The organism is Burkholderia perseverans, from assembly GCF_022870505.1.
GTDB classification, from domain to species: Bacteria; Pseudomonadota; Gammaproteobacteria; order Burkholderiales; family Burkholderiaceae; genus Burkholderia; species Burkholderia plantarii.
Genome location: NZ_CP045094.1, coordinates 1,577,678 through 1,591,335 on the forward strand (window position 1 = coordinate 1,577,678; position 13,658 = coordinate 1,591,335).

The following is a 13,658-nucleotide window of genomic DNA, read 5'->3' on the forward strand; positions in this document are numbered from 1 at the left end:
CAGGTCGAGCCACGAGTTGCTCACCAATCTGTTCAGCGAGTCGGGCGGGCCGACTGCATTTCGCGTGCTGCCTCGGCGTGGTGCTCGCGCACGACGCGGCCGAAATGGGCGGTGTGTCGCGCGATGGCGCGAGCATCGCTCGGGCTGACTTCGTCGCGGAGGTGGCGCAGCCTGGTCTGTTGCGATTCGAGCATTTCGGTGCGCCGCGCGTCAGGTGCCGGCCGACGCCATTCGTCATTCTAGATGGAACTGAATTGGTTATGCCAAGCAAGAGTCAGAAAGGGGTTGTGCCGCTCCCCAATGAAGCGCAGCTTGACCATATTGTCCCGCGGAATCCGGCAAATCCGAGTGCGCCCAAGGGTACGAATGGTTATGGCAACGCGCAAGTATTGTCGCGTGATCAAAATCGGCAAAAATCAAACAGGTAGTATATGAAATCAAATCAGTGGGCTTTTAATGATTTACCGAATGTAGCGGTTATCGTTAATCTCAAGATTTTACGAGGACAAGAATGGATTGCTTATGTCTCACATGATAGCGACGACGGTGCATGGCAATTTCACACGAGCTCACAAGAACCTCCGACAGAGGGCGAAGTGGCTGTTGTAAGTTTGGAGAGCATTGTAAGGATTGATTGCACGATTGCAGATCTTGCCGATCTTCCATTTGGATGGCATGCATGGCGCGACTCAAAAGGTGAACCTTGGAAACGTGCAAAGATGTAGAGTAATAAGCTCGGCGAGAGTTGGGTTTATTGTCTATAGGTGTGGATCAGCCGGCGATGGATGTGAGCTTCCCCTGAAACTTTGCCGCTCAACCGGTCAAGGCTTTGGCGCACAGAATGTGCGTTCCATATCAGCTGAACTTGGGCTGACGAACAAATCGGTCTATGAATACAACATGTCCGTTGAGGGGATGTCGCCAGCGCAAGCTGCGAGCAATGCGCCACTAGGAAAGTCACTGATCAATCTTGGATGTGGGTAGATTGAAATGAATGGCTTGTGCATTAGATCTAGCCTGGGGAACTAAATTGAGTGCTGCTGAAAAGACCACCATTCTGCGGTTACTGGAAGATGGAAAGGCATCGGATTTGGTGGATCTACTTCTTGGAGATTCACCATATCGTGTTACTGGTGAAGTCGAGTTCGCGAGTAACGACGAGCGTGACGCTTATGTAATGACCATAGAGCACTTGCGGTTCGTAAGTAAGTATGGAGCGCAAGCGGGACCAATCAAGGAGAATGGCCGAGTGTACTTTGCGTACCCTGACTACTTCGAAAGATGGTTCCAACTTGGAACACCAAGACTAACCCAGGAGGACTTGCTTAGCTATCTGAGCGGAGCAGCATGATCCCTGCGCAGAGGTGAGAATGCACAAGGGGCCGCGCGTGAGTCGCCCCTGGTGTTTCTACTCACCGGTGATAGTAAGCCTACCGCGTTCGATGTTGATCCTCACACGCTGCCCGGCTTCGAAGTCAGCCTGCTCGATCCACCGTCCGGTGAGCTTCATCCACGGATGAAGCCGGGGTTTGGAACGGCTTCGCCAATTGCGCTGCGACGCTGAAGAGCGAAGGGTGTTAATTTGCAAACATAGAGGGAACTGAATAAATACAGTTGAAGAAATTGATTTCGCTGGGTGCTTCGTTGTTGATTCTGGCGGGCTGCGCCTCGGTGCCGACGGGCGATCTTCAGCGCGATGCCGAGCTGCAGACGTTCAGCGCTCCGCAGGAGACGGCAGCAATTTATCCGCTCCCCTGGTTTAGTGCGGTGACGGTGTAGAGTCGGTAACAAATTTATCAGCCGCTGCGGCCGTCGCGGCGCTGGATGACGTGTTCGGTGTGGCTTAGAATTTGGACCGGCCTCGTCCATCAAACCAGGGTTGCCTGCTAGGAAGCCTCCAATCCTATGTCGGATTTTTGTGAATATTAAAAAATCCAATAGCCATTTCTCAATAATTGAAAGATAATTCAGGGAGCTGATTTTCATAAAAATCAGTCGGGGATAAAATTTTCAAAACATACTCAAAACAGGTTCGCAATCATGCAATCGTTTTTCCGCTATTTGATGGCTTCCGTTCTGGTCGTCGGTTTTCTCTCGGGCTGCGCAAGCAGCGTCACCCGCGACGCTGCTGACCCGGCGTCCGCCGCGCCGACCGTCTCCACGATGAAGTTCGGCACGGTGCCGGTTCAGGTGAAGGTCACGTTGGACCAGAACGCCCAGGATGCGTTGAAGGATAATCTGAAGTTCAGCGCGAAAAAGCTTCAGGAGACGCTGGAAAGTGCATTGGATGCACGCAAGCTTCTGGCGGCGAAGGACGACGCCAATGCCATGCAGTTGAACATCGAAATTACCGGTGTCCGGGTGCGCTCGAATTTCTCGGCGGTGATGTTCGGGTTTATGGCGGGCAGCGATTACATCGACGGGAATGTGAGCGTGCTGGATCCGCAGCATCAGCCGATCGATCATTTCAAGGTCTCGACCTCTTATGCGCTAGGCGGCTTGGCAGGTGGTCAGGACGAAGCCCGGATGGGATGGCTGTATGAGAAGTTCGCGGAAAAGACTTTCGCGGAACTGCAACCGAAGTGACGGGGCGATCATGGCGTGTGCCGCTGACTGCACCACGCATCTGATCACGGCGACCGGGCCATGCCCGGTTGTCCCCCTGCCGCTATGACGCCCCCGATCTCTCACACAGGTCCTTTGGCAATAACGCGCAAACCCGAAAGGCGCCTCCCACTAAAATCCCTCGCTCTTCACTCACCCCCTCAAAACCGCCCCCATCAACGCCTTCCTCAACTCCTCATTCTCCATCACCGTCTGCGCGATCCGGCTGGCCACCGACTGAAACGATGGATCGTTAACAAGCTCATCCCCAAACTGCCGATGCAGCATATGCTCGACTGCCGCGCGCGCCAGTTGCGCCTCGTCCGTCACCCCCGCATCCACCAGCCCGGCGATATGCGCGCGCAACGATTCCGCCAGTGGCCGCGGCCCATCCTGCCGGGCGGCGGCGCCAGCCGCCTTGCCCCCGGCCGCACCGGGGCGCGACTGCACCTTGCGGTCGAGTTCGCTGCGCAGGATATCGGTGAGTTGGTTCAGCGTGGTACGTGAAATCATGGCCAATCTCGTCGGATATCAGCGGGAAAAGTAGGGATGCGGGTAAGCCTGCGGCAGGTCACTGCCGAGCATACCCGCTTTCCCGTCCTGCGGATCGGCCCCGCCCGGCGGCGGTTCGGTCCCCTCCAGCTGTGCCAGCACCGCGGCCACGTAGGGATTGATCAACGGGTAACGTTGGTTCGACGCCATCCCCGCGCGCAGCTGCGCAATCGCCAGCTCGAAACGATCCTCCGCGAGGTTCAGCAGCCCTGTCTTGAGCACGCGCAGCGTCTCTTCGGTCGGCAGTGCATCGAGCGGCTGCCACGATGCCCGCGCACGCTCCACCTGCCCGTTCGTCAGATCGAGAAACCCGAGCATGAAGCTCGCGATCGAGAACTCAGGCGCCAGCTCCAGCGCCGCCACGAAATCGGCGCGCGCCTCGTCGTAGCGGCGTTCACCGGCCTGCACGGCGCCGCGCAGGAACGGCAGGCGATGATCGTGCGGCCAGGCCTGCTGCGCCTCGTTCAGCATCGCGATCACGTTTTCATCGCCCGACTGCATGGCGCCGACGATGTCGGCCATTCTCGCGTCAGGGCACGGCTGGGAAGGGCGGTGTTCGTTCATGTTGGTTCATGCAAGCAGGTAAAAGTCCTCGCCGTTGCCGATCTGGCCGCGCAGCGTGTCGAGCGCGGCACGATGCAGCTGCGAAACGCGAGCCTTCGAGAGGCCGAGAAGATCGGCGATGCGTTCGAAATTCAGTCGATGAAAGTAGTGGTAGCGGATGATCTTCTGCTCGCGCCCCGGCAGGCGCCCCACGGCTTCCTGCAGGCGCGAGCGCGTCTGCTGCTGCGCCACGCTGCGGTACGGCATGTCCTGGAACGGGTACGTCGCCGGCGTGCCGCCAGCGTCTTCCGCACGAGCTTCGACCATGCCGGTGTCGTCGAGCATGAAGCTGATGGCCAGGCCCACGGTCACGCCGGCAAGCATCCGGAACACGTCGCGCGGCGCGTCGTCGGCCGCCTGGTTCAGCGATTCGAGCCGCTCGCGCCGCACGCGCGCCCGCAGCGCGGTCTGCTCCTGGCCGTCGGTCAGCCGCACGACGCCGTCGAGCACGCTGCCCTTGATCCGCTGCGTGGCGAAGGTGGTGAAGGCGTTGCCTTGCGCGCGGTCGAAGCGGTCGATCGATTCGAGCAGGCCGATGCAGGCGAACTGCAGGTAGTCGAGGTAATCCACGTCGTCGCGGTGCCGGCCGCGATACAGCTTCGCGGCCACGCTGGTCGCATACGGCAGATAGAACTCGAAGATCGCCTCGCGCGCGGGCGCCGAGCGCGCCGCTTCGAACGCGTGCCACAGCGCCGCGTCGCCCGCATCGGGCGGCACGGCATGGTCGGCGAGCGGCGCGCCTGCCGGGTTCATTTGAAACCGCCCAGCACGCCGCGCAGGATCAAGCCCCAGCCATCGACGAGCACGAACATCAGCACCTTGAGCGGCAGCGAGATGGTGGCGGGCGGCACCATCAGCATGCCGAGCGAGAGCAGCACGCTCGACACGATCAGGTCGATCAGCAGGAACGGCAGCAGGATCACGAAGCCGATCTGGAACGACACGCGCAGTTCGTTGAGGATGAACGCCGGCGTCAGCTGCAGCAGGCTGACGTCGTCGGGCGTGGCGGGCAGCGGCTCATGGGACACCTCGTACATCCACTTCAGTTCGTCCTCGCGCACCTGGCGCAGCATGAACTGGCGCAGCGGTCCGCTGCTGCGTTCGAGCGCCTGCGGCAGATCGAGGTGCCCGCTCAGGAATGGCTGGAGCGCATCGTGGTTGACGGCCTGGAAGGTGGGCAGCATCGCGAACAGCGTCAGGAACAGCGCGAGGCTGATCAGCACGGGCGTGGGCGGCGTCTCGGGCATGCCGAACGCGTGGCGGATCATCGACAGCACGATCGCGATGCGGATGAAGGCCGTCATCGAGACGACGAACGCGGGCAGCACGCTGAGCACGGTGAGCAGCGTGGCGATCCGCACGGCTTCGGACATGCCCGCGGCGGGCTTGGCGAAGCTGGCGATGTCCTGCGCCGTGATCGGCGCGGCGGCCTGCACGGCGCTCGCGGCGTGAGCGGCGTCGGGCACGCCGCCGAGCAGCGCGAACAGCGCGAGCATCGCGGCGGCGGGCAGAAGTCGGGATATCGCGCACATCTCAGGCTTCCGGCAGTGAGCGGTCATGCGCGTCGACGACACGCGTGCCGCTCGCATCCGACATGAGAAGGACCACGCGCTGGTCGTATTCGACCAGATGCAGGGTGGTGCGAGACGGCAGGCGTGCGTGCTCGACCACGCGAATGCGCGGCGCGGCGCCGGCCTCGCGCGGCGCACCGCGCGCCGTGCGTGCGCGCAGCACGAACGCGGCGGCCACGCCGAGCGCGATGCACAGCAGCAGGGCCAGCACGATGCGCGTCCAGTCCACGCCGAGGTAGGCGAACAGGCCCGGATGCGATGCCGATGCGGCGGACGCATGGTCGAGCCAGGAGGTCGGGGCGGGCGGATTCATCGGCCGCCGGCACCGATCTCGACGATGCGCACGCCGAAGTGGCCGTCCACGGCGACGATTTCGCCGGTGGCGATGGTCCTGCCGTTGAGCACGACCTCGACGGGGTCGCCGATCGCCTGTTTCAGTTCGAGCACGCTGCCCGACTGCAGCGCCATCATGTCCTTGACGTCGAGCACGGAGCGGCCGAGCACGACGTCGACGTTGACCTTCACGCCGTCGAGCAGGTCCAGCATCGGGCGGGCGGCGGGCTCGGCGGGCTCGGCGTGTGCGCCGGCCTGCTGTTCGGGGAAGTCGACGTGGGCCGCGACGGCCTGTTTCGGAAAGGTGTGGGTGGTCATGGCGAATCGGGTGTCGCGAGCGACGTCAGTTTGAAGGACAGGGAGGTGGCGCTGCGGCCGGGCAGGCCGAGCGCGACGGGCGCGGCGGTGGCATCGACCACCAGCGTCGCCGGTTCGTCGAGCCGGCGATCGAGCACGAGCACGTCGCCCGGCGACAGCATCGTGAGTTGCGCCGCGGACAGTTCGCAGTGCCCCAGCACGACCGACAGCGCGACCGGCGTGGCGTCGAGCGCCTCGCGCCGCGGCGTCAGCGCGGCAGCCACGGACGATGCAGGCGATGCGGACGATGCAGCCGCATGGCGCTCCCACACATGGCGGATATCGCAGACGAGCGAGGCGCACGGCTCGCCCTCCACCGATTCGATCGCGAGATCGAGCGTCCCGTAGCCGCTGAACGACGGCGCGTCGCCGCCGCGCGGCGCGGCCGGAGCGGGCGCGGCGGGCGTGAGCGCCGTGCCGAGCGCGGCGACCAGGTCGTCGAGCATTTCGGCGGCGATCGACGCGAGCGCGCCATGGCTGGCCGGCGCGTCGAACACGCCGTCGTCGGTCGCGTAGGCCGCGCCGATCAGCCGGCGCGCGAGCGTGTCGCGCGGATCGAGCCGCAGGCCCGGCGCGCAGCGATGGCTGGTGCGGCCGGGCGCGACGGCGGGCACCTCGCCTCTGGGCCGGCGCACGATCGCGCCGATCGCGAACGCGGGCCGCGCGAACCAGCGCGCCTGCCAGTCGGCCAGCGCGGCGTCGAACAGCGAGCGCGCCAGCCTCGCGTCGTCATCGCTGGCGGGGCGCCAGGCAACGGCAAGTGCGCTCATCCCTGGCCTCGCATCTGCAGCAGCTGCATGAGCATGTCGTTGGCGGTGCTGATGACCTGCGACGACGCCTGGAAGCCGCGCTGGATCAGGATCAGTTCGCCGAACTCGGTGGACAGGTCCACGTTCGAGGCCTCGGTCGCGCCGGACAGCAGCTTGCCGACGCCGGCGCCGCTGCTGGCGCGATAGGCGGCCGGCGCGGCATGGCTCGCGTCGAACAGGCCCTTGCCCAGCTGGATCAGCTGCTGCGGATCGCTGAAGCTGGCGAGCGCGATGGTGCCGAGCGTGTCGCTCTGGCCGTTCGAATACTGGATCACGAGCTGGCCGCTGTCGTCCACGCTCAGCGACGAGAGCGTGCCGGTGCCGTAGCCGTCCTTGGTGTCGACGCGCAGCGTCGAGGTGGTGCCGGCGGAGAAGTTGGTCACGCCGCTCGAGAAATCGAGCGAGACGGTCAGCAGCGGTCCGTTGGCCGGGCTCAGCGTGACGTCGATGCGGTCGTGGGCGGGATCGGGCACGCCGCCGTTGAACTGCAGGAAATCGGTCTGCACGGTCGCGCCGTTCTCGTCGGTGACCACGGCCTTCCAGCGGCCGGCCTGCACGCTCGAATCGGGCGTGAGGTCGACCTTGAGCGTGTGCTTGCCGCCGTTCGCGTCGTACACGTCGATGCTCGGGATCGAGGCGCTGGTCGCGCCGGACGAAAGGTTGTCGGTGAACTTCACCGTGGTGGTGGCCTGCGGCGGGCTCAGCTGCTTGCCGGCGATCGACAGGCCGGTCACGTCGCCGCCCGGCGTCAGCATGGCCAGTTGCAGGCCGTTGGCCTTGTCACGGATCGAGCCGTCGGGCTCGACGGCGAACTGGCCGGTGCGCTGGTAGCGCGCGACCTGGCCGTCCAGCACGGTCAGGAAGCCGTCGCCCTGGATCGCGAGGTCGAGCTGGCCGTCGCTCGCGTGCGTGTCGCCTTGCGCGAAGTTCAGCGACGCGTAGCCGTACTCCACGCCGCTGCCGGCATAGGACACGTTCGGGTTGCCGGGCGAACCCGGTGCGTAGCGCTGGCCGTAGTACAGATCGGCGAACTGCGGCGTGGAACTCTTGAAGCCGGCGGTGTTGAGGTTCGCCACGTTGTTGCTGATGGTCTGCAGGCCGCGCGAGTAGGCGCTCAGGCCGCTCATGGCGATGTAGATGCTGTCGAGCATGCGGGTCTCCCGGGGGGCGTGGGTCAGCGAACGGCCGTGACCTGCGACACGGTCGCGTTGGTCAGGAACTGGCCGTCGGTGGTCTCGATCGTCAATTGCGGCTGGCCGTCCTTGAACGACACGCTCTTCACGACGCCGCTCTGCACGGCGCTCGCGCTGTCGGTCTGCACGTCGACGTTGCGGCCGAGCAGGCCGACCGTCTGCGTCGCCGACTGCACCGAGAGCAGGTTGTCGATCTTGTCGCTCATCTGGCGCGTTTGTTCGAGCGAGGTGAACTGCGCGAGCTGCGAGACGAACTCGAAGTTGTCGACGGGCTTGAGCGGATCCTGGTACTGCAGTTGCGTCAGGATGATCTGCAGCAGCGATTGCAGGTTCAGGCCGAGCGAATCGGTCCGGGTGCCGAGCGCGGCGGCGGCGCCGAGGGGATCAGTTGCCATGAAGGGTGTCTCCGGAGGCCGTGACGGTGCGGTCGACGCCGTTGATGACGAGCTTCGACGTGGCATGGCCACCCTGCAGCAGGGTGGTGCGAATCAGGGAGTCGAGCGTGTCGAAGTCGCCGGGCCCGGCGGACGCGACGCGTACCGTTACCGCCGCCACCGAGGCAGCGGTCTCGCCCGCCACGAGCGTGACGCGCAGCGGCGCGGGCGCGGCGGCGGCCGGGGCCGGTCGGGTTTCGGTGGACGGCGGTGCCGGCCGCGTGGCGTCGGTCTCGTCGAATGGCTCGATCACCGGCGCCGCGGCGGCGGGCGTGCCCCCCGGCCGCGCCTGCGGCGGCAGCGGAGACGGTGCGCCGTCGGCAGGCGAGGGTCGCGCGGCGGCCGCTTCGCGATGCGCGGCGGTGGTGGCCGTCGCGTCACCAGTCGCGGCAGCGGTACGGGCTGCCGCGGCGCCGCGCAACGATGGCAAGGGCGCGGCGGCCGGCTCGAACGGCGGCGCGCTCGCGGCAATGGCCGGCGCGAGACGGCCGGCATGCGGTGCCGTGGCGACGGCAGCGGTGCGCGGCCTCACCGGCTGACCGCCGGCCGGCGAGGCCGACTCCGCGCCGCGCCACATAGTCTGTTCCATCGAGCGCAGCAACTGGCCGAAGGCATTGCCGGTGCCGTTCGTGGCGGTCGGCTGCGGGTCGGCGCCACCGGCGGCGGGGCGAAGCGAAGGGCGGATGTCGTTCACGGTGTGTCTCCTGGCAGCGTAAGGCGCAGTTCGAGTTCACTCATGCGCTGTTCGTCGAGCGTTCTGCGATGGCGGGCGGCTTCGCGCGAGGCGAGGTCCTCGGCGGCTTCGGCCAGGCGATCACGCTGCCGCAGCGCATGCCGGGCGGCATCGAGCGCCTCGGCCTGGGCCTTGACGCGGCACCCGGCGGCGTCGCAGCGCGCTCGCGCCGCGGCCAGCGCGGCGGCGCCGTTGACGAGCAGCGCGGGCGACAGCGCGTCGGCCGATGCCGCGGCGCGCCACGCCCGCAGCTGCGCGTCGTGGTCCGCCTCGGCTTGTTGTTGCCGCTCGCGCTCGGTCTCGAGCGCGGCCTGCACGCGGGCCGCGTCGGTCACGGCGCGCTGCCGCTGCAGCTGGCGCAGGCTCGCGATCTCGCGGGCGTCGATCCAGCGGTCGCGATCGCGGCTCATGCGGCGCCGCCGAGCAGGGTGGCCAGCGCGGCGAGCGACTGCGCGCGCGGGGTGGTGGCGGCAGCGTCCTGGCGCAGGAACGCGATCAGTTCGGGCCGCACGCGCAGCGCCTCGTCGAGCGCGGGATTGCTGCCCGGCACATAGAGGCCCGCCTCGATCAGCGTGCGCGAGCGCTCGTGCAGCGCGAGTCCGGCCAGCGCGCGCGCGGCGAGCGAGCGGGCCGCGTCGCTGGCGACGTGTTGCAACACGCGGCTGATGCTGCGCGTCGCGTCGATCGCGGGGAAATGGCCCTGCTCGGCCAGCGTGCGCGTCAGCACGAGGTGGCCGTCGAGCAGCGCGCGCAGCGTTTCGGCCATCGGATCGTCGACCTCGTCGGTTTCGGTCAGCACCGTCATCAGGGCCGTGATCGCGCCGCCGCCGCGCAGCGCGCCGCAGCGTTCGACGATCCTCGGCAGCGCGGCGAACACGCTCGGCGTGTAGGCGCGCAGCGTCGGCGGTTCGCCGGCGGCGAGCCCGATCTCGCGCAGGGCGAGCGCGTAGCGCGTGACGGAGTCGAGCAGCAGCAGCACGTGGCGCCCCTGCGCGCGGAAATATTCGGCGTGGGCGAGCGCGGCGGCCACGCTGCGCGCGCGCAGGATGGCGGGCTGGTCCGAGGTGGCGATCACCATCAGCGAGCGCGCGCGCGTATCGTCCCGCAGCGCGCGATGCCAGAAATCCTCGGCCTCGCGCCCGCGCTCGCCGACCAGGCACAGCACGCAGACGTCGGCCTCGACGTTGCGGGCCAGCGACGTGAGCAGCGTGGTCTTGCCGACGCCGCTGCCGGCGAAGATGCCGATGCGCTGTCCCACGCCGAGCGTGAGCAGCGCGTCGATCGCGCGGATGCCGGTGTCGAGCGCGAGATCGGGCGTCACGCGATCGAGCGGTGCCGAGCGCACGCCGGCCAGCGGCCACGCCTGCGGCGCGGCGACGGCAGGGCCGCCGTCGAGCGGGCGGCCGAGCGCGTCGACGATGCGGCCGAGATAGGCCTCGCCGACCGGCAGCGTCGCGTCCGAGCCGACGGCGCGCACGCTGTCGCCGACGCAGAGCGCGTCGGTCGCCTGATACGGCGCGAGCGTGACGCGGCCCACCTCGGCGCGCGTGACCTCGGCATGGAGCGGGGTGGCCGATGCCTCGCCGAGCACGCAGAGCGAGCCGACCGGCACGCCGGGGCCGTCGGCCTCGATGAAGGTCGGCATGATGCGCGTCACGGTGCCGAGGCGCGCGACCGGATCGACGCGCCGCATCGCTTCGACATAGCGGTGTTCGCGCGAGGCGTCAGGCATGGTTGCCGATCTCCCGCAGCGACGACGCGAGGCTGGCCAGCTGTGGCGGGACGCCGGCGTCGAGCCTGCCGAGCGTCAGGCCGATCACGCAGGCGCCGGCGGCGAGCCCCGGGTCGGCGACCAGCGCGACGGCGGGGGCCGCGCCGAGCGCGTCGCGCATCGCGTCGAGCCGCGCGGCGTCGGGGAAGTCGGCCGCCGAGACGCGCACCTCGACCACCGAGCCGTCGGCGATCGACCGAAGCCGGTGGCGCACCGTGCCGGCGACGAGTTCCGCGTAGCGCGCGGGGTCGCCGAGCACGCGTTCGAGCCCGACCAGCGCGAGCTCGGTCGCGAGCCGGTCGAGCTCGGCCAGGCGCGAGGCGAACGCATCGCGTGCGCGCGCGACGCCGCCGGCCAGCGCCGCGATGCGCTCGTCTTCCATCCGCGCCGCTTCCTGCCGGCCCTGCTCGACGCCCTGGCCGAACGCGGCGCGCGTGTCGTGCTCGCGTTCGGCGAGCCGCCCGGCCAGCTTCGCTTCGAGTTCGGCGATGCGGGCGGTCAACTGCTCGCGCTCCGGCGCGAACGCGTCGGCGCCGGGCGGCGGGGCAGGCGCGTGGGCCGCGGGTGCCGGTTCGGCCGTGCCGACCGGCGGCGTGGCGATCCGCTCGGGAGCCAGGGCCAGGCGCCGGCTGCTGAGTACCACCTGTTCGGCCTTGAGCAGCGTGCTCATGCGCGAGCGCTCCGCAGCGAACCGAGCAGGCGCCGCGCCCACGATCGCGGGGCCGGCGCCTTCGCCGCCGAAGCGGCCGGCGCGGACCCTTCCCGCAGGTTGTCGGGCAAGGCCTCGATGGCGTCGCGCGCGGCCTTCAGCAGCGCCTCGCGCGCGCGCGGCGTGAGCGGCGCGGCGGCCCGCAGGCGCCATTGCGGATGGACGGCGAGGCAGCGTTCGCGCTGCGTCTCGTCGAGGCATCCGGCCAGCCGCGCGAGCAGCGCATCGGGCCAGTGTCCGGCCAGGCGTCCGATCGGCAGCATCGGCGCGTCGGCGGCGTCGCGCAAGCCGGGGTCCTGACGCACCTCGGCGGATGCCGGCGCGGGCAGCAGCATCGACTCGAACGTGTCGGGGGCGACCGGGTGCAGCGCGGCCGCGTCGACGAGCAGCGGGCGCAGTTGCGCACGCTCGCTGGGCGACAGCGCGTGCCAGACCGCCTCGATATCCTCGGCGCTGCGGTTGGCGAGGTCGGCGACCAGCCCGCGCAGGCGCCGGTCGGCGGGCGCGATGGACTTAGTTTTCATGGTGCTGGCGGGTCTCGGAAAGCAGCGCGCGCAGGCGCGTGACGTACTCGTCGCGCTCCGGCAGCGTCATGGCACGCGCGCCGGCGCGGCGCGGGCCGCGCGCGAGTCGGCGCCACCCCCATGCGGCGCCGATCAGCAACACGATTGCCAGCGCGACCACGGCGGGCACGGTGGCGGGCGCGCCGAGGGTGCCCAGCGCACGCGCGACCTCGCCGGAGGCGCCGCGCGGCGCGGTGGAGGCCGGCGTCTCGCGGGCGGTGTCGACCGCGGGCGGCGGCGCGAGCGAGGCCGGCGGCACGGCAAGCGGCGAGGCCACGGATGCGGCCGCCTCGGTGCGGGCGACCACCACCACCGTGTCGCCGCGCGCCGCGTCCATGCCGACGGCGGTCGCGGCGATCGATTTGAGCTGCGCGAGCGTCTCGGCCGGCAAGGCCTCGTCGAGCACCATGGCCACGCTCAGGTGCTTGAGCGAGCCGGGCGCCGAGACGGTCTGCTCGACCCGGTGTTCGGTGCGGCTGCCTTCGCTTGCGGCCTGCACCGGCAGCGGCGGCGGCCCGACCAGCGCGGCGGCGCCGTGCGAGGCCGGGACGGCCGGCAGCGGCGTGCCCGCGTCGGCGCTGCCGGCAAGCGGCCGGCGCAGCTCCGATTCGCTGGTGACGCGCACCTGGTCGAAATCCAGCGTGGCGTCGACGCTGACGGTGGCATGCCGCGCGCCGAGCAGCGGGGCGATCTGCGTGTCGATCTTGCGCTCGTATTCGCGCTCGATCGCGCGCTTGAGCGCGTAGTGCGGATCGTCGATCGGCGCATCGCGCGAGGTGGCCGGCTCGCCGCGCTGGTCGACCACCGTGACGTCGGCGGCCGACAGCTGCGGCACCGCCGCCGCGACGAGGCGCTGGATGCCATGCACGGTGTCGGGCGTGAGCGTCTGGCCGTGGCGCATGAACAGCGCGACCGACGCCTTCGGGCGATCGTCCGCGCGGCGGAACAGCGACGAATCGGGCAGCGCCAGATGCACGCGCGCCAGCTCGATCTCGTCGAGCGACATGATGGTGCGCGCCAGCTCGCCCTGCAGCGCGCGCTGGTAATTGACCTTCTGCGCGAAGTCGGTCAGGCCGAGGTCGGCGTTGTTGAACAGCTCGAAGCCGACCGTGCCCTGCAGGCGCAGGTCGCCGCTCATCAGCTTGAGCCGCGTGACGGCCGCGTCGGCCTCGGGCACCAGCACCGCCGCCGACGCGTCGTCGACGCGGAACGGCACCTTCTGCCGTTCGAGTTCGGCGACGATCGTCGCGCTGTCCCGCGGCTTCAGGTTGCGGAACAGCACCTGATAGCGCGGGCGCAGCATCAGGTACGTCGCGACGCTCAGCGCGGCGATGATCAGCACCACCACGGCGACGCCGGCCAGCTGGCGGCCCGGCGATGCGTCGGCGAAGGCGCGGCGAAAACGGGAAAGCGGGGAGTCCATGGC

Annotated in this window: 20 protein-coding genes; 3 read left to right on the forward strand and 17 right to left on the reverse strand. The window is 68.4% G+C overall.

The window, feature by feature from the left end; translation table 11 throughout:
• Positions 1-32: 32 nt before the first annotated feature.
• Positions 33-194, reverse strand: coding sequence for a hypothetical protein (locus BpN12_RS21570; RefSeq protein WP_246797478.1), 162 nt, complete (start codon positions 192-194; stop codon positions 33-35).
• A gap of 237 nt (positions 195-431) precedes the next feature.
• On the opposite strand from BpN12_RS21570, the gene BpN12_RS21575 reads away from it, so the two are divergent.
• Positions 432-725, forward strand: a complete 294-nt coding sequence (locus BpN12_RS21575; RefSeq protein ID WP_246797479.1) for a hypothetical protein — start codon at positions 432-434, stop codon at positions 723-725.
• A gap of 683 nt (positions 726-1,408) precedes the next feature.
• On the opposite strand, the gene BpN12_RS33405 is transcribed toward BpN12_RS21575, so the two are convergent.
• Positions 1,409-1,510, reverse strand: coding sequence for a SymE family type I addiction module toxin (locus tag BpN12_RS33405; protein ID WP_342346221.1), 102 nt, complete (start codon positions 1,508-1,510; stop codon positions 1,409-1,411).
• Between the two features lie 104 nt (positions 1,511-1,614).
• Between BpN12_RS33405 and BpN12_RS21580 the strand changes: the two genes are divergently transcribed.
• Both BpN12_RS21580 and BpN12_RS21585 read left to right on the forward strand, forming a co-directional pair.
• Positions 1,615-1,779, forward strand: a complete 165-nt coding sequence (locus tag BpN12_RS21580) for a putative periplasmic lipoprotein (RefSeq protein ID WP_246797480.1) — start codon at positions 1,615-1,617, stop codon at positions 1,777-1,779.
• Between the two features lie 261 nt (positions 1,780-2,040).
• On the forward strand, positions 2,041-2,586 hold the full coding sequence (locus tag BpN12_RS21585) for a DUF4410 domain-containing protein (RefSeq protein ID WP_246797481.1): 546 nt from the start codon (positions 2,041-2,043) through the stop codon (positions 2,584-2,586).
• A 171-nt stretch (positions 2,587-2,757) separates the two neighbouring features.
• Here BpN12_RS21585 and BpN12_RS21590 read toward each other — a convergent pair whose 3' ends face one another.
• Genes BpN12_RS21590 through fliF form a run of 15 tightly spaced genes read right to left on the reverse strand, consistent with a single transcriptional unit; the run spans position 2,758 to position 13,655 of the window.
• Positions 2,758-3,117 (reverse strand): hypothetical protein, encoded by a 360-nt coding sequence (locus BpN12_RS21590; protein ID WP_246797482.1) that lies wholly within the window; start codon positions 3,115-3,117, stop codon positions 2,758-2,760.
• Between the two features lie 18 nt (positions 3,118-3,135).
• Positions 3,136-3,678 (reverse strand): tetratricopeptide repeat protein, encoded by a 543-nt coding sequence (locus BpN12_RS21595; RefSeq protein ID WP_246797483.1) that lies wholly within the window; start codon positions 3,676-3,678, stop codon positions 3,136-3,138.
• 48 nt (positions 3,679-3,726) lie between these two features.
• Positions 3,727-4,512 (reverse strand): sigma-70 family RNA polymerase sigma factor, encoded by a 786-nt coding sequence (locus tag BpN12_RS21600; RefSeq protein ID WP_246797484.1) that lies wholly within the window; start codon positions 4,510-4,512, stop codon positions 3,727-3,729.
• Positions 4,509-5,291, reverse strand: a complete 783-nt coding sequence (gene fliP, locus BpN12_RS21605; protein ID WP_246797485.1) for a flagellar type III secretion system pore protein FliP — start codon at positions 5,289-5,291, stop codon at positions 4,509-4,511. The genes BpN12_RS21600 and fliP overlap by 4 nt, the downstream gene beginning before the upstream one ends.
• Position 5,292: 1 nt before the next feature.
• Positions 5,293-5,643: a hypothetical protein gene (locus tag BpN12_RS21610; protein ID WP_246797486.1), complete on the reverse strand. Its 351-nt coding sequence runs from the start codon at positions 5,641-5,643 to the stop codon at positions 5,293-5,295.
• Entirely contained in the window at positions 5,640-5,981 is a 342-nt protein-coding gene (locus BpN12_RS21615; protein WP_246797487.1) for a FliM/FliN family flagellar motor switch protein, read from the reverse strand. The genes BpN12_RS21610 and BpN12_RS21615 overlap by 4 nt, the downstream gene beginning before the upstream one ends.
• Positions 5,978-6,790, reverse strand: coding sequence for a FliM/FliN family flagellar motor switch protein (locus BpN12_RS21620; RefSeq protein WP_246797488.1), 813 nt, complete (start codon positions 6,788-6,790; stop codon positions 5,978-5,980). Before BpN12_RS21620 ends, BpN12_RS21615 begins: the two co-directional genes overlap by 4 nt.
• Positions 6,787-7,980, reverse strand: a complete 1,194-nt coding sequence (locus BpN12_RS21625; RefSeq protein WP_246797489.1) for a flagellar hook protein FlgE — start codon at positions 7,978-7,980, stop codon at positions 6,787-6,789. The genes BpN12_RS21620 and BpN12_RS21625 overlap by 4 nt, the downstream gene beginning before the upstream one ends.
• A 23-nt stretch (positions 7,981-8,003) precedes the next feature.
• Positions 8,004-8,417, reverse strand: coding sequence for a flagellar hook capping FlgD N-terminal domain-containing protein (locus tag BpN12_RS21630; protein WP_055138408.1), 414 nt, complete (start codon positions 8,415-8,417; stop codon positions 8,004-8,006).
• The gene (locus BpN12_RS21635; protein ID WP_246797490.1) at positions 8,407-9,150 is read right to left on the reverse strand and encodes a hypothetical protein; all 744 of its coding nucleotides are present in this window, start codon (positions 9,148-9,150) and stop codon (positions 8,407-8,409) included. The genes BpN12_RS21630 and BpN12_RS21635 overlap by 11 nt, the downstream gene beginning before the upstream one ends.
• Positions 9,147-9,599 (reverse strand): hypothetical protein, encoded by a 453-nt coding sequence (locus tag BpN12_RS21640; protein ID WP_246797491.1) that lies wholly within the window; start codon positions 9,597-9,599, stop codon positions 9,147-9,149. The genes BpN12_RS21635 and BpN12_RS21640 overlap by 4 nt, the downstream gene beginning before the upstream one ends.
• On the reverse strand, positions 9,596-10,921 hold the full coding sequence (locus BpN12_RS21645) for a FliI/YscN family ATPase (protein ID WP_246797492.1): 1,326 nt from the start codon (positions 10,919-10,921) through the stop codon (positions 9,596-9,598). The genes BpN12_RS21640 and BpN12_RS21645 overlap by 4 nt, the downstream gene beginning before the upstream one ends.
• Positions 10,914-11,630 carry a FliH/SctL family protein gene (locus BpN12_RS21650; protein ID WP_246797493.1) on the reverse strand — a complete coding sequence of 239 codons (717 nt, stop codon included), beginning with the start codon at positions 11,628-11,630 and terminating at the stop codon, positions 10,914-10,916. The genes BpN12_RS21645 and BpN12_RS21650 overlap by 8 nt, the downstream gene beginning before the upstream one ends.
• Positions 11,627-12,193, reverse strand: coding sequence for a hypothetical protein (locus BpN12_RS21655; protein ID WP_246797494.1), 567 nt, complete (start codon positions 12,191-12,193; stop codon positions 11,627-11,629). The genes BpN12_RS21650 and BpN12_RS21655 overlap by 4 nt, the downstream gene beginning before the upstream one ends.
• On the reverse strand, positions 12,183-13,655 hold the full coding sequence (fliF, locus tag BpN12_RS21660; RefSeq protein WP_246797495.1) for a flagellar basal-body MS-ring/collar protein FliF: 1,473 nt from the start codon (positions 13,653-13,655) through the stop codon (positions 12,183-12,185). The genes BpN12_RS21655 and fliF overlap by 11 nt, the downstream gene beginning before the upstream one ends.
• Positions 13,656-13,658 lie beyond the last annotated feature (3 nt).

Bases quoted from the DNA above. Each gene is read 5' to 3' on its own strand.
- BpN12_RS21615 (WP_246797487.1), bottom strand. From the start codon at position 5,981: ATGACCACCCACACCTTTCCGAAACAGGCCGTCGCGGCCCACGTCGAC.
- fliP (WP_246797485.1), bottom strand. From the start codon at position 5,291: ATGTGCGCGATATCCCGACTTCTGCCCGCCGCCGCGATGCTCGCGCTG.
- BpN12_RS21655 (WP_246797494.1), bottom strand. From the start codon at position 12,193: ATGAAAACTAAGTCCATCGCGCCCGCCGACCGGCGCCTGCGCGGGCTG.
- BpN12_RS21590 (WP_246797482.1), bottom strand. From the start codon at position 3,117: ATGATTTCACGTACCACGCTGAACCAACTCACCGATATCCTGCGCAGC.
- BpN12_RS33405 (WP_342346221.1), bottom strand. From the start codon at position 1,510: ATGAAGCTCACCGGACGGTGGATCGAGCAGGCTGACTTCGAAGCCGGG.
- BpN12_RS21585 (WP_246797481.1), top strand. From the start codon at position 2,041: ATGCAATCGTTTTTCCGCTATTTGATGGCTTCCGTTCTGGTCGTCGGT.
- BpN12_RS21650 (WP_246797493.1), bottom strand. From the start codon at position 11,630: ATGAGCACGCTGCTCAAGGCCGAACAGGTGGTACTCAGCAGCCGGCGC.
- BpN12_RS21620 (WP_246797488.1), bottom strand. From the start codon at position 6,790: ATGAGCGCACTTGCCGTTGCCTGGCGCCCCGCCAGCGATGACGACGCG.
- BpN12_RS21570 (WP_246797478.1), bottom strand. From the start codon at position 194: ATGCTCGAATCGCAACAGACCAGGCTGCGCCACCTCCGCGACGAAGTC.
- BpN12_RS21595 (WP_246797483.1), bottom strand. From the start codon at position 3,678: ATGGCCGACATCGTCGGCGCCATGCAGTCGGGCGATGAAAACGTGATC.
- BpN12_RS21645 (WP_246797492.1), bottom strand. From the start codon at position 10,921: ATGCCTGACGCCTCGCGCGAACACCGCTATGTCGAAGCGATGCGGCGC.
- BpN12_RS21630 (WP_055138408.1), bottom strand. From the start codon at position 8,417: ATGGCAACTGATCCCCTCGGCGCCGCCGCCGCGCTCGGCACCCGGACC.
- BpN12_RS21600 (WP_246797484.1), bottom strand. From the start codon at position 4,512: ATGAACCCGGCAGGCGCGCCGCTCGCCGACCATGCCGTGCCGCCCGAT.
- BpN12_RS21640 (WP_246797491.1), bottom strand. From the start codon at position 9,599: ATGAGCCGCGATCGCGACCGCTGGATCGACGCCCGCGAGATCGCGAGC.
- BpN12_RS21575 (WP_246797479.1), top strand. From the start codon at position 432: ATGAAATCAAATCAGTGGGCTTTTAATGATTTACCGAATGTAGCGGTT.
- BpN12_RS21610 (WP_246797486.1), bottom strand. From the start codon at position 5,643: ATGAATCCGCCCGCCCCGACCTCCTGGCTCGACCATGCGTCCGCCGCA.
- fliF (WP_246797495.1), bottom strand. From the start codon at position 13,655: ATGGACTCCCCGCTTTCCCGTTTTCGCCGCGCCTTCGCCGACGCATCG.
- BpN12_RS21625 (WP_246797489.1), bottom strand. From the start codon at position 7,980: ATGCTCGACAGCATCTACATCGCCATGAGCGGCCTGAGCGCCTACTCG.